Raw genomic sequence first — 14460 nt, 5'->3', positions numbered from 1 at the left:
TGAAAAGTTGGCACGACTTTTTCATATAGAATCGTACAACCCGATTTATCCCGTGCTCTCTTCAGTATTTGCTGAAGAATTGGTCAACCACCCAGGTTGACCATTTTTTTTAGCTGCGATCCGGTGATGCGGGATGAAAATGACGTTGCAGGCACTCTCGCAACCGCATCAGACTGATGGGCTTGGCCAGAAAATCATCCATACCCTGTGCCAGGCACCGGGCTCTGTCTTCCGCCATGGCGTTGGCCGTCAGCGCCACTATGGGCATGCGGTAACCCAGCTCCCGCAAGCGGCGGGTCGCCTCCAGTCCATCCATCTGCGGCATTCGCATGTCCATCAGAATGAGATCCGGCTGTTGCTGGGCGACCTGCGCCAGCGCCTCCAGTCCGTTGGCGGCCACTCTGACCCGGCTCACCAGCTTTTGCAGCATGAGCGAGACCACCAGCTGATTGACCGGGCTGTCCTCCACCACCAGCACATCCAGAGCCTGAATGGGCTGCTGATCCGGCTCGGGTCGGCTGCTGCACTCGCATGGCAGCGCCATGCCCGGCAAATCGAACCAGAAACAGCTGCCCTCGCCGGGGGCACTGCGCAGATGGATGCTGCCCCCCATCAATTCCACCAGTCGCTTGCTGATGGCCAACCCCAGTCCGGTGCCGGAGAAGCGGCGGGTGGCCGAGCTGTCCACCTGGGAAAAGGGCTCAAACAGCAGCGCCTGATCCTCGGCCGAGATGCCGATCCCGGTGTCGGTCACCGTCACCCGCAACTGCTGATCATGCCACTCCAGCTGCAACAACACCCGACCCGTGCTGGTGAATTTCACCGCGTTGCCAAGCAGGTTGCTGATCACCTGGGAGAGGCGCACCGGATCCCCTTGCAACTGGGCCGGCACGGCCTCATCGACCTGCCAGCGCAGATCGATGCCCTTGGCGACAGCCCGCGCCAGCAACGGCTCGATGAGGGACTGGCAGAGCTGGGCCGGCTGCAGCGTCTCGCAGTGAAACTCCAGGGTGTGAGACTCAATCTTCGAAAAATCGAGTACGTCGTCGATGATGGTCTGCAGCAGGCGCGCCGCATGGGTGGCATGGCCAAGCAGCGTCTGCTGCTGGGGTTCGAGCTGGGCGTGTTGCAGCAGATCAAGCATGCCCAGCACCGCGTTCATGGGGGAGCGGATCTCATGGGTCATCATGGCCAGAAACTGCGACTTGGCACGGTTGGCTGCTTCCGCTTCGTCCCGCGCCCTGGCCAGCTCCTGCTCACGGCGGATCTGGTTGCCCACATCCCGCGCCGTGCCGCGATAGCCGATGAAAACACCGGCCCCGTCGAAACAGGGTTCGGCGTTGATCTCCATCCAGCGCGGCCCCCGCGCCAGGCTGACCTGCACCCGCACCGCCCGTACCGGCAGGTGCAGGCCGATGAGCCGGCGGTACTTGCCCCATTCGGGATCCCGCCTATCATAGGCGTAGTCGTAGAGACTCTGGCCAGTCTGATGCACCAGCATCTCTTCCTGCTGGCCAGGGGCCGAGACGTAGCTCAGCCTGTGCTCGGTATCCGTCTCCCAGAACCAGTCGGAAGCCATGCCGGCAAAGCTGCGAAAACGCTGCTCACCCGCCTGCAACGCCAGGGTCTTGAGTTCAACCTGCTCCTGCAAGCGGGCCCGATAAGCGATGTTGACCAGTGCCTGGGAGATGAGCGGCCGGCAGCGCTGCATGGCTGCCTTGCTCTTGAGATCGAAGGTGCCCATCAGGGAGTGGCGGCAGATGAGCACGCCGGAGAAACCGGGGGCCCGCAGCCCCGTCATCATGACGCTGGCCCAACCCGTCACATCGGCCAGCGGCGCCAGCTCGGGCAACTGGGTCGGGTCATAGATGACCAGGGTCTCCCCCTCGATGGCCCGGGAGAAGATAGGAGTCAGCTGCCAGGGGCGGCCCACTTCCCCCTCCTGGGTGCTGAGGTGGGTCAGCCCCCCCTCGCCCTCCCAGGCCACCACATCCGCGTGTTCGAAGCCGATGAAGGGTTTCAGCACCTGGATGAGGCTGTCCAGCACCTGCTCCAGCGTCTGGGCATCGGCCAGGGTGGCCACCCCGCACAGCAGGGTTTGCGACTCCTGCCGGTATTTGGCCTCGCGCTCCCGACAGCGCACCAGCTCCACCAGGGTGGTCTGCAGCTTGTCGCCAAGGGCTTCCAGTTCCGTATTACCAATCATCTTGTTTCCAGCGCAGTGTCAGCTGTCGAGAAAGATCACACTCGATATCATCAGGTTGCCGTGTGCCAGCTCACCGTGTGGCAGACGTCCCTGCTCACCGAAGGTGAACGGGGTGATGAAGGGGATGTCCCCCAGCCGGGTATGAAATTGATCGACAAATTGGCATAAGCTATCACCAAGAGCCAAGCGGCAACCAGCACAAAAGATCACGAGGGCACCAAACGGCTGCATCTCGGTGGCCATGCCGTACTCTGGCTCGATGCGGGTCGCATTCAGACAGCGCTGCAACAGGCCCTCCTGGCTGCTGTACATCAGCAGCAACCGCTCCCCGACCTGAGTATCGGTAAAGAGGCGCAATCCGCCACCTTCTGTCACGGCTTCGGGGTGGGAGAGCTTGTAATAGGGCATGTCATCCAGGGTGCCAACCTGCCTCGCCAGCGGAGACAAGGTGGTTTCTCGCAGGATGGGCCCCACCGGCCAGGGCGTCGTGCGTCCAGTCCAGCGGGCATAGACGGTGGCGGCCGGTTCATCGTCAATGGTGAGGATCTCACGTCCTGCCAACGCCGTGATGATGCCGCGCTGTTCGGTGGGGACATAGCCGGAGTGGAACTGGAACGCCAGCTGGCAATCGGGATAGAGCACCGCCAGCACCACCCCCTCGCGAGTACTGCCCTCGTCCCAGCACAACTGCCACTCCTCGCTCACGCTGTTGTCGGCGGCGGAGCCGCCGACCACCGGCACCGTTGTGCCCAGTTCGGCTTCGATGCTCTCCAGCATCGCCTCCTCCTGGCCCGGGCTTGCATGCAACAAGATGAGTTGCGGCAACTCGCCGGGGCGCCCCCCGTCAGCAATGGCGCTGCGCAGCAGCTGGCGCACATCGACGGCAGCCCCCGCCTGACCCGCCACACCGTAGGCGCCCTTGTCATCGTAGATGGCCGCAACCGCCACCCCTCGCCCTTGGCGGGCATGGTGGCCGGTCTGGGTCATGACCCCGCCGCAGGAGCTGCAACCGATCAGCCGAGACGACGGGAACTGCTGTTTGAAATGATGACGCAGTTCCTCGGCATCATGAGCCTGAGTAAAATAGACCAACAACAGCGAAGGGGAATCGGGTGATTGAGCGAGCAGCCGCTCACTGATCTGTCGGGCAGCCAGCAGGGAGGTCTCTTCAAGAGAGTGAGCCGTCAGAAAGTTCAACACCATCTCCTAGTTGTGCATGATGCTGGGGGTAAGCAAAAATCATACCTTAATCAAACAATTATCCCGTTTCATCGACTAGAATGCTCTCAATCGAGACCAAGCACAGGACAGCCGCATGTGGCAAAAGAACATCAATGATTTTGACCGGGTCGTCGCCATCGGTGGCGGCCATGGCATGGGCCGCGTGCTCTCGTCCCTCTCGTTCCTGGGATCGCGCCTGACCGGCATCGTCACCACCACGGATGATGGCGGCTCCACCGGACGACTGCGCAAGAGCCAGGAGTGTATCGCCTGGGGTGATCTGCGCAACTGTTTGAATCAACTGGTCACCGATCCCAGCATCGGCAGCCTGCTGTTCGAGTATCGCTTCGCCGGTCGTGGTGAACTGGCCGGCCACAACCTCGGCAACCTGATGCTGCTGGCACTCGACAACCTCTGCGTACGCCCTCTTGATGCTATCAAGCTCATCAGCGACATGCTGAAAATAGAGTCACAATTGTTACCCATGTCTGAATTTCCCACCGACCTGTGTGCCCACACCGTCTGTGGCAACCAGATCCTTGGGGAAGTATCCATCGATCAGCTCGATACCCCGCCGCTCTCACTCAGCCTGAGCCCCGAGGTTCCGGCCACCCGCGAGGCGGTACAGGCGCTGGAGCAGGCCGACATGATCATTCTGGGGCCCGGCAGTTTTCTCACCTCCATCATGCCCCCGCTGCTGCTGGCGGAGGTGGCGCAGGCCATCAACGAGAGCAACGCCATGCTGGTGTTCATCTGCAATCTGGTGGCGGAGAATGGCCCGGCTGGCCAGCTCAGCCTGCTCGATCAGTGGCGCTGGCTGGAATCACGGGTCGGTACGGGACGGCTCGACGCCATCCTGGCTCCTGCAGGAGAGTACCAACCTGAACTGGCTAGCAGGTTGATCCAGGCCGATCTGGGTGAAGCCGCGCTGCCCCATCGCCATGATCGCCTGAAACTGAAACTGGCCCTGGACAGGGTGATCCAACAACTGGTCAATCAACGTTAGCGGGCAGGTGGAGTCTGGCAAGTCCGGCGCCCATGCGCCGGCTGCCCGGGCTCAATGGTAGTTGGCAAGGTGGGAGAGCACCTGGGGCAAGGATTGTTCAAGCTCGTTGAGCAGACGGGCGACCTCGGCCCCATCCGCTTGTTTGCAGGCGAGCTCCAGCGCCATCACCTGCTGATAGCTGACTTGAGCACCGTAACTGCCGCAAGAAGACTTCATGCTGTGGGCAAGCCGGGCCAGGGCCGTCCAGTCCTGCCGCTCATAGAGCGGGCGTAGTTGAGTGAGCTGCTCGCCCACCTCCTCGATAAACACCGAGATCACCACCGGCATCATCTCCTGGCCGATATCTTCCGCCAATTGTCGCAATACCTTCTGATCCAGCCACTCCATTTCATCATCCTCCCGTGGTATTCAAACAGACCATACTATAGATGCCCGGCATGGTACCGTCACGTCTGCTTCCCTGCCAACAATTAGACCCGCACGGGGCATAGGATGAAAAACGTGATCGAGCTCGCCTAACCAGACAATAGATGGCCGGATTGCAACATAATGGTTGCCAATAAATTAACAATTAAATAACAATGACAGCCGTGAGAATGATGCGACTCAGCAACACCTCTCTCATCCCTTTTGCCTGTATGGCTGCTGCGAAGAACCAGGGTAGGATTCTACCCTGGTATTTTTTTACATTGAGATCAGGGTGTTATCACTTCTGATCGGCAGACACCCGCTCACCCAGCCGAAACAGGTTGAACTCGCCAGGCGCCATCCTGACCCAGTCTTCATTGCCGGTCAGCGGCCGCGTGGCAATCAGGGTCACCACATCGTTCGGGGTCGTCTCGCTCTGAAAATCGATGGCGACATCCTCATCCAGCAGACGTGCCTCCCCGAATGGAGCTCGCCGGGTCAACCAGTAGAGGTTGTTGCTGCAATAGGTCATCACGAACTCCCCATCCGACAGCAGCATGTTGAATACCCCGAGGCTGCGCAGCTCGTCGCACAGGGTCGCCAGATAGCGGAACATAGCGGGGAAATTGGCAGGGCGCCTGGGGTATTTCTGCTCCAGCCGCTCGAGCAACCAGCAGAAAGCGTGCTCGCTGTCGGTATCCCCCACCGGCCTGTGTCGCCCGGTGGCCAGCTTCTTGTAGCCGGTCAACTGGCCGTTGTGGGCAAAGGTCCAGTAACGACCCCACAGTTCGCGGGTAAAGGGGTGGGTATTTTCCAGCGACACACAGCCACGGTTGGCCTGGCGGATATGACTGACCACGGCGCGGCTCTTGATGGGCAGCGCCTGCACCAGCCTGGCGATGGGGGACTGGGCGCTGGGTTCGGGATCCTTGAAGGTACGAAAGCCCTTTCCTTCATAGAAGGTAATGCCCCAGCCATCCTTGTGGGGTCCCGTCTTGCCGCCGCGCAGCATCAGGCCGGTGAAGCTGAAGCAGATATCGGTCGGCACATTGGCACTCATGCCGAGCAGTTCGCACATAGGCTGCGGGCTCCTTGCTTACTTGATCGTCGCACGTTCAAGGGGTCGCCCGGCGGGGATTCAGAACTCTGCCGGCCGACCTCTTGCACCGGATCACGCTGGCCGGAACATAAACCCGCAGGATTCAGCGGTTCCGGCGCGGGATCACATCCTTACTTGGCCATCTCTTTTTCGACCAGCTGGATCAGGATGTGGATCACCTTGATGTGCACTTCCTGAATGCGGTCGGCATAGCCGAAGTGCGGCACCCGGATCTCCACATCGGCCAGACCGGCCATCTTGCCGCCATCCTTGCCGGTCAGCGCTATCACCTTCATGCCCTTGGCACGAGCCGCCTCGATGGCCTTCAGGATATTGCCGGAGTTGCCGCTGGTGGAGATGCCAAGCAGCACGTCGCCGCGACGGCCGACCGCTTCCACATAGCGAGAGAAGACGTAGTCGTAGCCAAAGTCGTTGGAAACGCAGGAGAGGTGGCTGGGATCGGAGATGGCGATGCCGGCGTAGCCGGGGCGGTTCTCGCGATAACGACCGGTCAGCTCTTCGGCAAAATGCATGGCGTCACAGTGGGAGCCACCGTTGCCACAGGAGAGTACCTTGCCTTCCTGCTTGAAGGAGTCAGCGAGCAGCTTGGCGGCCGCTTCGATGTTCTTCAGATTTTGCTCATCTGCCAGGAACGCCTGGAGCACGCCGGCAGCTTCGGTCAATTCATTGCGGATCAGTTCTTGGTACATGATGTCTCTTCCAAAATATGGGCGGCGCCATTGTCGCACAAGCCAATCCCGGAGTCGCCCCCCGCCCGTCAAGATGGCGCCGACACTACGTTATGCCGATCACAGAGCCAAGGTAACAAGCTTGTAAACAGCTTGATAAGTTTGTGCGTATGAATTACAACAGAGGCCACATCCAACAGGTCAGACCTCTGGATCAGTTAACCCCCAGTTCACCCAATTTCGGCAACTCATGCAAGGAGCGAAAAATGACGACGACCCTCACTCTGCTCGGAGTGATCCTGGTGATCGGCGCCATGGCTTATCGCCGGGCGTCTCTGTTCACCTCCACGCTTGCCACGGCGGCAGCCCTGATTGCCGGCACCCTCTATGGCCACGTTCCCCTGCTGGTCTGGGTACTGTTTGCGGTGATCGCCATACCTCTCAATCTGGTGGATTTTCGTCGCAATCAACTGACCAAGCCGCTGTTCAAACTCTACAAATCCATCATGCCGGAGATGTCCCGCACCGAGAAAGAGGCCATTGAGGCGGGCACCACCTGGTGGGAAGCCGACCTGTTTGCTGGCAACCCGGACTGGAAAAAGCTGCACGCCATCCCGGTCAGCACCCTCTCTGCCGAAGAGCAGGCCTTTCTGGACGGCCCGGTGGAAGAGGTGTGCCGCATGGTCAACGACTGGGAAGTGACCCATGAGCGGGCCGACCTCTCCCCCGAGGTGTGGCAATACCTGAAGGACAACAAGTTCTTCGCCATGATCATCAAGAAGAAGTACGGTGGCCTGGAGTTCTCCGCCTACGCCCAGTCCTGCGTGCTGCAAAAGCTGTGCGGCGCCAGCGCCGTACTCGCCTCCACCGTCGGCGTGCCCAACTCGCTGGGCCCGGGCGAACTGCTGCAACACTATGGCACCGATGAGCAGAAGGATTACTACCTGCCACGTCTGGCGGTCGGCAAAGAGATCCCCTGCTTCGCCCTCACCAGCCCGGAAGCGGGCTCTGACGCAGGCTCCATCCCCGACTTCGGTATCGTCTGCAAGGGCGAGTGGGAAGGAAAAGAAGTACTCGGCATGCGCCTGACCTGGAACAAGCGCTACATCACGCTTGCCCCCATCGCCACCGTACTGGGCCTCGCCTTCAAGTTGCGTGACCCCGAGCACTTGCTGGGTGACGAGGAAGAGCTCGGCATCACTTGCGCCCTCATTCCGACCCACATCAAGGGTGTCGAGATCGGCCGTCGCCACTTCCCGCTCAACGTACCGTTCCAGAACGGCCCGACCCGCGGCAAGGACGTGTTCGTCCCCCTCGATTTCATTATCGGCGGCCCGGCCATGGCCGGTCAGGGCTGGCGCATGCTGGTCGAATGCCTGTCGGTCGGACGCGGCATCACCCTGCCCTCCAACAGCACCGGCGGCGTCAAGATGCTGGCCCTGGCGAGCGGCGCCTACAGCCGCATCCGCCGTCAGTTCAAGCTGCCCATCGGCAAGATGGAAGGCATTGAAGAACCGCTGGCCCGCATCGGCGGCAACGCCTACATCATGGGCGCCGCCGCCAAACTGACCGTAACCGGTATCGATTTGGGCGAGAAACCCTCGGTCATCTCCGCCATCGTCAAGTACCACCTCACCGATCGTGCCCAGAAGTGCATCATCGATGCCATGGACATCCACGGCGGCAAGGCCATCTGCATGGGGCCCAACAACTACCTGGCCCGTGGCTATCAGGGCGCACCCATCGCCGTCACGGTGGAAGGGGCCAATATCCTGACCCGCAGCATGATCATCTACGGTCAGGGCGCAATCCGCTGCCACCCCTACGTGCTGCCCGAAATGCTGGCGGCCAGCCACCCGGATCAGGAGCAGGCCCTCAAGGACTTCGACAAGGCGATATTCAGCCACGTCGGCTTTGCCATCAGTAACCTGGTGCGCAGCTTCTGGCTGGGTTTGAGCGGTGCCCGCTTCGCCGCCGCGCCGTTCAAGGATCAGACCAAGGGCTACTACCAGCAGCTCTCCCGCCTCTCTGCCAACCTGGCGTTCTTGTCGGACATGGCGATGGGCACTCTGGGCGGCGAGCTCAAGCGTAAAGAGCGGGTCTCCGCCCGCCTCGGCGACGTGCTGAGTCAGCTCTATCTGGCCTCCAGCGCCCTCAAGCGCTATCAGGACGAGGGTCGCCAGCACGCAGATCTGCCGCTCTTGCACTGGGCGCTGCAGGATGCCCTATTCAAGGCACAGGAGGCGATCGACGAGCTGCTGCGCAACTTCCCGAACCGCTGGATTGGGTTGGCTCTGCGCGTCATCGTGCTGCCACTGGGGCGCGACCTGAAACGTCCGAGCGACAAGCTGGACAACCAGGTAGCCCGCCTGCTGCAAACCCCGAGCGAAACCCGCAGTCGACTGGCCCAGGGTCAGTATCTCACCCGCGAAGAGGGCAACCCCTTCGGTCTGCTGGAGCAAGCGCTGGACGACGTGCTCTCTGCCGAGCCGCTGTTTGAGAAAGTATGCAAGGCTGACGGCATAAAGCGTCCGTTTATGCAGCTGGACAAGGTGGCGGAAGCCGGCCTGACGCTGGGGGTACTCAACCAGACCGAAGCGGACCTGTTGCGCCGCGCCGAAGAGAGCCGTCTGCGCACCATCAACGTCGATGATTTTGATCCCATCGAGCTGGTCGCCAACAAGGCCCTGTTCGAGCCATCGGCCTATCACAGAGCCGCCTGAACGCCCTATAGATAGTCAAACGCCTCCCAAGTGGAGGCGTTTTTTATGGGGCAGGATCAGGATGACGACAAAGAGATTTCACAGATCAAATTTTATTTCCCAATAAGTTTCCTATCCTTAGTGAAGCAGTTAATGTAAGCACAGGATCCCAAACAGGATTGCATGATGGATGACCAAATCCTGATTATTGACGATGACGATCTGCCCCTTCTCGACGACCAGCAGGCTGGATGGAAGGTGATGATTGTGGACGATGAGCCCGAAGTGCATCGCATCACCAAGATCACCCTGAGCAAGTTTGAATTCGATAATAGACCCATTGAATTTTTGCATGCTTATTCAGCCGCTCAGGCCAAGGAGCTGCTCGCCAAGACCCCGGACGTGGCCTTGCTGCTGCTGGACGTGGTCATGGAGGTCGATCACGCCGGTCTCGATGTGGTCAAATTCGTGCGCGAGGATCTGCAAAACAAGATGGTGCGCATCGTGCTGCGTACCGGTCAACCGGGCCAGGCCCCGGAAGATGACGTGGTCAGCAACTACGACATCAACGACTACAAGGACAAGACCGAGCTCACCTCCCAGAAGCTGCGCACCCTGCTGCGAGCCAGCCTGCGCTCCTATCGCGACATCCGTACTCTCGAGAGCAACCGCCAGGGGCTGGAAAAGGTCATCGAGGCCTCCAAGGGGATCTTCGAGAAGCGGGCACTGCGGCAGTTTGTCGAAGGGGCCCAGGAGCAGCTCAGTGCCCTGCTCAATCTGGAAGATTCACATATCTATGATGTGAAGCAGTATGCCTACGAGGTACGGGATCAGATCCTGGAACCTCTGCTGCCGGGCCATCCGTCGCTGCGTCTGGCCGACGCTCCCGTCATCCTGCGTCAGGCCATGAACAATCGCGCCAACGTCTATGACGGCAACCAGATGGTGCTCTACTGCCAGAATCCACGCCATCATCTGCTGTTTCACATCGAGACCACTCGCCAGCTCAGCCAGATGGATACGGGCCTGCTCAGCCTGTTCACCGAAAACATCATAGTGGCGCTGGAGAACATCCGACTCAACGAGGTCATCGCCGACAACCAGCGCGAGATCATCTACCGCATTGGCGAACTGGTGGAGACCCGCTCCAAGGAGTCCGGCCTGCACGTCAAGCGGGTCGCCCTCTATACCGAGCTGTTCTGCCAGTTGCTGGGCATGAGCGAGGAGCAGAGCGAGCTCATCAAGCGCGCCTCTCCGCTGCACGACATCGGCAAGGTGGGCATTCCGGATGCCATCCTGCACAAACCGGGCAAGCTGACCCCGGAGGAGTGGGAGATCATGAAGACCCACGCCCAGCTGGGGCAGGACATGCTCTCCGGCAGCGATCTGGCGCTGTTCCAGATTGGTGCCACCATCGCCGGCAACCACCACGAAAAGTGGAACGGCAGCGGCTATCCCCGTGGCCTCAAGGGCGATGCCATTCCGCTGGAAGGGCGGGTGGTGGCGCTGGCCGACGTGTTCGATGCACTCGGCTCGGATCGCTGCTACAAGAAGGCCTGGCCGCTGGACAAGGTACTGGCGCTGATCCAGGAGGAGAAAGGCCAGCACTTCGACCCCCAGCTGGTGGAGCTGATGCTGGCCAACCTCGATAAATTCCTCGAGATCCGCGAACAGCACAAGGATATCTACGTCGGGGAACATTGAGCTGGATGGGTTGTTCAACCACCCCAATAATCTGCCCATATAGAAAAAGCCGCCCTGACAGGCGGCTTTTTACTGCTTCCAGCATTCCCCTCGCCTACTGTTCGGGCAGGTTGAGATCCAGCTTGGCCTCCGGCTTGGCGCTCTCGCTCTCGGCTTTTTGCGATGCCATGGCTTTTTTCAGCGCCCGCCGCTTTTGCAGCACGATGAAGCCCACGCCGCCGAGCAGGAGCAGCAATAATATGCCAGCGCCACCCAGCAGCCAGACCAGCCAGCCGCCGCTCTCCTTTTCCTCGAATTTGACCTGGCTCGGAATTGCCGCCGAGGCTTCTGACGCGGCAGAGGCGGCCGATGGCGGCGTTGCCAGCACCGGGAAGATATTGAAGGATTTGACTGGCAGGCTCACCTGAATTTCGCGGCCCAGCCGGGTTGTGCCAAACAGGGTGGCCGTCACCTCATATTGGCCGACTTCCTTGATGGCAGAGAGATCCACCTCCACCTTGGGTTCGGTGGCCACCGCATTGAACGGCATGCTGGTCCCGACCGCGCTGGTCGCCTTGCCCTGGATCACCACGGAAGCGGGATCCAGTTCATCCACGTCGATCAGGAAGGAGAGCTTGGCCCCGAACTCCTGAGAGGGAGGCGCGAGGGAGTAACTGACAGGTAGCGGATAGATCAGCACATCCTGATAGCGGGCACGGGAGAAGACCTGATTGCCCGTGCTGTACATGGCCCGGTATTTCCCGGCAGGCACATCCAGCACCGCCTCGGCGGTCATGATGCCGTCGCCTGGTACCTCGTCGAGCCCCTTGCCATCGTCACGATAGTGACCGAGCACCTCATCGACCACCGGCTCCCCTTCCGGCTTGGCGTCATTGAAACGCTGCAGCCGTACCGTCATGCCGAGATCGGACAGGTAATAACCATCCTTGGGTGGCGCGTCGTCGATCAGCAGCCAGGATTTGAGCTTGACCTTCTCCCCCTGATAAAGCTGGGTCGGCAACAGATCGGTTTCCAGCTTGATGTTCGACAGCAGGCGCACCCGGTTGTCGGGGTCCACCTCGCCGATGGCCTGCCAGGGGCCCGGCATAGGGTTGCGGATGGTGATGAGATCCTGATCCTTGAGCGCCAGCCAGCCCACATCAGGCGGCGTCACCTTGCTCACATAGAGCTTGCTGCCATCGGGCCGCACCAGGATCACCGACGGAGTGCCCGGCTTGCGCGTCACGATGAAGGTGATCTCCTTCGCCCCGTAATCGATGCGGAAGCGATTATCGAGCAGGGGGATGTCGGAGGGGGCAAATACCTCGTTGGCCCCAGCCGTCAGCGAGGCCAGCAGCAGCAGGCCGCCCCATAGCTTGCTCATTGCCGCCACAGGCAGGCTCCTCCCTTCTTCTGCACCAGATCCAGCCGCGCCTCGTGTACCGCCTCAACCTCGGCACTGGCCCGGATCACCTTGAGCGGCGGACGGTTGCTCTCCAGCCGCCGGATACTGGTGTCCTGGTTGCTTTCATTCTCATTGCTCTCGGTGGCTAGGTTCAGTTTGGTCTGGCCACCCGTCATCAACAGGTAGACGTCTGCCAGGATCTCCGCATCGAGCAAGGCCCCGTGCAGGGTACGGTGCGAGTTGTCGATACCGTAGCGATCGCACAGCACGTCCAGGTTGTTGCGCTTGCCCGGGAACAGGTCCCGCGCCATCGCCAGGGTATCCGTGATGCCGCAGATGTCGGCGGTCTTGAAGTTGAGGCCGAGCTTGCTGAACTCATAGTCCATGAAGCTCACGTCAAACGGTGCGTTGTGAGCAATCAGCTCGGCGCCGCGGATAAACTCGATGAACTCGTCGGCAATCTGGCTGAACGACGGCTTGTCACGCAAAAACTCGTCGGTGATGCCGTGCACCTGGATGGCTTCCGGGTCCACCAGCCGGTCCGGCTTGATGTAGACGTGGAAGTGGTTCCCGGTCAGCTTGCGGTTGATCACCTCCACACAGCCGATCTCGATGATCCGGTGTCCCAGATAGACGGGGCCACCGGCCGTGTTCATACCAGTGGTTTCAGTATCCAGAATGATCTGGCGATTCAGTTGGGGTGTGCTCATGATCCAATCTATGTCAAACTTCGGCTTTACCCGCTAGTTTACCCCAAGCCTCATGTTAAAACAGATTGATTTGTATACGGATGGTTCCTGCCTCGGCAACCCGGGCCCGGGTGGTTATGGTGCCGTCATGGTCTACGGCAAGCATCGCAAGGAGATCGCCGCCGGCTTTCGCCTCACTACCAACAACAGGATGGAGCTGATGGCCGCCATCATGGGGCTGCGCACCCTGAACGAGCCCTGCCAGGTGCGCCTCACCACCGACAGCCAGTATGTGCGCCAGGGGATCACCCAGTGGATCATCGGCTGGAAGAAGAAGGGATGGATGACCGCCAACCGTCAACCGGTCAAGAACGTCGATCTCTGGAAAGCGCTGGATGCGGAAGTCAGTCGCCACCAGATCGAGTGGCTCTGGGTCAAGGGGCACTCCGGACACCCGGAGAACGAGCGCTGCGATGAGCTGGCCCGCGAGGCCGCCAGCGGCAAACAGCTGGCCGAAGATACCGGCTATCAACCCTGACCGCCTTCCCCTCTGACGCATGAGTCTGACCGGCGGCTGACGACTAGCCGCCCTGGCGCGCCATCCCCGGCGTGGCGATGGAACCCGGCAGACGCCAGCGACGGCGCACCGGTGTCAGGGGGAAGCGCCGTTTGCGCGCCGCTATCACGTAGACAGACGCAAACGGCCGACAGTAATCCCGCCCCACACTCTCCCGCCACCAGCCGATCCGGCTCTGCCTGCCCATGAATGAATAGCCGAAGCGCTCGTCAAACATCACCTCGCAGCCAAGCAGCTGCAACCAGTCGGTGACCCGTGCCGGGGTGAACATGCGGGCGGACCAGGGCAGATGTTGACGCAGGAAAGGCAGGCAGTGGCCGATGCCCACCAGACTGAGCGGATTGTAGCCGCTGACGATGAGCCAGCCATCGTCGGTCAGTACCCGCTCCGCCTCCCGCAGCACCTGGTGCGGGTCGGGTGAAAAATCGAGACAGTGGGCCAGCAGGCAGGCATCCACGCTGCCGGTGCGTACCGGCAGGGCCAGCGGATCCCCCTTGAGATCCAGCAGGCGGCCGCCAGGGGCGACCCCTATCTGGTGGCGAATGGAGGAGCAACCGCAGGAGAGCTCGGCGCTCAACGCGCCGACCTTCAGCAGATGATAACCAAACAGATGCGGGCACCAGCTGTCGAGTCGCTCCTGGATCTCGGCCGCTACCCAGTCCCCCATGGGCAGTGCCGACCAGCTGGTCGGGATCTCGATTTGTTGTTCGGTACGTGCCACCTGCATAATAGGGCTCAACTTGGGGTTCGAACGCCATCCAGTTATATAAGATAC

The 14460-nt window shown here is 60.8% G+C and carries 12 protein-coding genes; 4 read left to right on the top strand and 8 right to left on the bottom strand.

From position 1 onward, the window contains the following. Positions 1–109: 109 nt before the first annotated feature. Positions 110–2206, bottom strand: a complete 2097-nt coding sequence (locus tag I6L38_RS04885; protein ID WP_024942816.1) for an ATP-binding protein — start codon at positions 2204–2206, stop codon at positions 110–112. A gap of 18 nt (positions 2207–2224) precedes the next feature. Then, positions 2225–3409 (bottom strand): FIST signal transduction protein, encoded by a 1185-nt coding sequence (locus I6L38_RS04880; RefSeq protein WP_024942817.1) that lies wholly within the window; start codon positions 3407–3409, stop codon positions 2225–2227. Positions 3410–3521: 112 nt separating this feature from the next. Between I6L38_RS04880 and yvcK the strand changes: the two genes are divergently transcribed. Then, positions 3522–4433 carry a uridine diphosphate-N-acetylglucosamine-binding protein YvcK gene (yvcK, locus tag I6L38_RS04875; RefSeq protein ID WP_024942818.1) on the top strand — a complete coding sequence of 304 codons (912 nt, stop codon included), beginning with the start codon at positions 3522–3524 and terminating at the stop codon, positions 4431–4433. Positions 4434–4484: 51 nt separating this feature from the next. Here yvcK and I6L38_RS04870 read toward each other — a convergent pair whose 3' ends face one another. From I6L38_RS04870 to lpcA, 3 genes are all read right to left on the bottom strand, one after another. Further along, a complete protein-coding gene (locus I6L38_RS04870) occupies positions 4485–4820 on the bottom strand; it encodes an Hpt domain-containing protein (RefSeq protein WP_005299299.1) in 336 nt (111 codons plus the stop codon). Positions 4821–5139: 319 nt separating this feature from the next. Continuing rightward, positions 5140–5919 (bottom strand): class II glutamine amidotransferase, encoded by a 780-nt coding sequence (locus I6L38_RS04865; protein WP_005299296.1) that lies wholly within the window; start codon positions 5917–5919, stop codon positions 5140–5142. A 152-nt stretch (positions 5920–6071) separates the two neighbouring features. After that, positions 6072–6650 (bottom strand): D-sedoheptulose 7-phosphate isomerase, encoded by a 579-nt coding sequence (lpcA, locus tag I6L38_RS04860; protein WP_005299294.1) that lies wholly within the window; start codon positions 6648–6650, stop codon positions 6072–6074. Positions 6651–6895: 245 nt separating this feature from the next. Here lpcA and fadE point away from each other — a divergent pair, with 245 nt between their 5' ends. Both fadE and I6L38_RS04850 read left to right on the top strand, forming a co-directional pair. Further along, a complete protein-coding gene (fadE, locus tag I6L38_RS04855; RefSeq protein ID WP_024942819.1) occupies positions 6896–9352 on the top strand; it encodes an acyl-CoA dehydrogenase FadE in 2457 nt (818 codons plus the stop codon). A gap of 165 nt (positions 9353–9517) precedes the next feature. Then, the gene (locus tag I6L38_RS04850; protein ID WP_005299285.1) at positions 9518–11035 is read left to right on the top strand and encodes an HD domain-containing phosphohydrolase; all 1518 of its coding nucleotides are present in this window, start codon (positions 9518–9520) and stop codon (positions 11033–11035) included. Between the two features lie 94 nt (positions 11036–11129). Here I6L38_RS04850 and I6L38_RS04845 read toward each other — a convergent pair whose 3' ends face one another. Together I6L38_RS04845 and dnaQ are read right to left on the bottom strand one after the other, a co-directional pair. Beyond that, positions 11130–12398: a TIGR03503 family protein gene (locus tag I6L38_RS04845; RefSeq protein WP_216989218.1), complete on the bottom strand. Its 1269-nt coding sequence runs from the start codon at positions 12396–12398 to the stop codon at positions 11130–11132. Continuing rightward, positions 12395–13129 (bottom strand): DNA polymerase III subunit epsilon, encoded by a 735-nt coding sequence (gene dnaQ / locus I6L38_RS04840; RefSeq protein ID WP_005299278.1) that lies wholly within the window; start codon positions 13127–13129, stop codon positions 12395–12397. Before dnaQ ends, I6L38_RS04845 begins: the two co-directional genes overlap by 4 nt. Before the next feature lie 52 nt (positions 13130–13181). Between dnaQ and rnhA the strand changes: the two genes are divergently transcribed. Continuing rightward, entirely contained in the window at positions 13182–13646 is a 465-nt protein-coding gene (gene rnhA / locus I6L38_RS04835) for a ribonuclease HI (RefSeq protein ID WP_005299276.1), read from the top strand. 43 nt (positions 13647–13689) lie between these two features. Here rnhA and I6L38_RS04830 read toward each other — a convergent pair whose 3' ends face one another. Further along, the gene (locus tag I6L38_RS04830; protein ID WP_010634452.1) at positions 13690–14412 is read right to left on the bottom strand and encodes a methyltransferase domain-containing protein; all 723 of its coding nucleotides are present in this window, start codon (positions 14410–14412) and stop codon (positions 13690–13692) included. Positions 14413–14460 lie beyond the last annotated feature (48 nt).

It is taken from the genome of Aeromonas sp. FDAARGOS 1408 (assembly GCF_019048665.1).
GTDB classification, from domain to species: domain Bacteria; phylum Pseudomonadota; class Gammaproteobacteria; order Enterobacterales; family Aeromonadaceae; genus Aeromonas; species Aeromonas dhakensis.
Note: the sequence above shows the minus strand (reverse complement) of the source record. Positions and strands in the feature narration are given on the sequence as shown.

Bases quoted from the DNA above. Each gene is read 5' to 3' on its own strand.
- rnhA (WP_005299276.1), top strand. From the start codon at position 13,182: ATGTTAAAACAGATTGATTTGTATACGGATGGTTCCTGCCTCGGCAAC.
- I6L38_RS04850 (WP_005299285.1), top strand. From the start codon at position 9,518: ATGGATGACCAAATCCTGATTATTGACGATGACGATCTGCCCCTTCTC.
- yvcK (WP_024942818.1), top strand. From the start codon at position 3,522: ATGTGGCAAAAGAACATCAATGATTTTGACCGGGTCGTCGCCATCGGT.
- I6L38_RS04870 (WP_005299299.1), bottom strand. From the start codon at position 4,820: ATGGAGTGGCTGGATCAGAAGGTATTGCGACAATTGGCGGAAGATATC.
- lpcA (WP_005299294.1), bottom strand. From the start codon at position 6,650: ATGTACCAAGAACTGATCCGCAATGAATTGACCGAAGCTGCCGGCGTG.
- I6L38_RS04865 (WP_005299296.1), bottom strand. From the start codon at position 5,919: ATGTGCGAACTGCTCGGCATGAGTGCCAATGTGCCGACCGATATCTGC.
- fadE (WP_024942819.1), top strand. From the start codon at position 6,896: ATGACGACGACCCTCACTCTGCTCGGAGTGATCCTGGTGATCGGCGCC.
- dnaQ (WP_005299278.1), bottom strand. From the start codon at position 13,129: ATGAGCACACCCCAACTGAATCGCCAGATCATTCTGGATACTGAAACC.
- I6L38_RS04880 (WP_024942817.1), bottom strand. From the start codon at position 3,409: ATGGTGTTGAACTTTCTGACGGCTCACTCTCTTGAAGAGACCTCCCTG.
- I6L38_RS04845 (WP_216989218.1), bottom strand. From the start codon at position 12,398: ATGAGCAAGCTATGGGGCGGCCTGCTGCTGCTGGCCTCGCTGACGGCT.
- I6L38_RS04830 (WP_010634452.1), bottom strand. From the start codon at position 14,412: ATGCAGGTGGCACGTACCGAACAACAAATCGAGATCCCGACCAGCTGG.
- I6L38_RS04885 (WP_024942816.1), bottom strand. From the start codon at position 2,206: ATGATTGGTAATACGGAACTGGAAGCCCTTGGCGACAAGCTGCAGACC.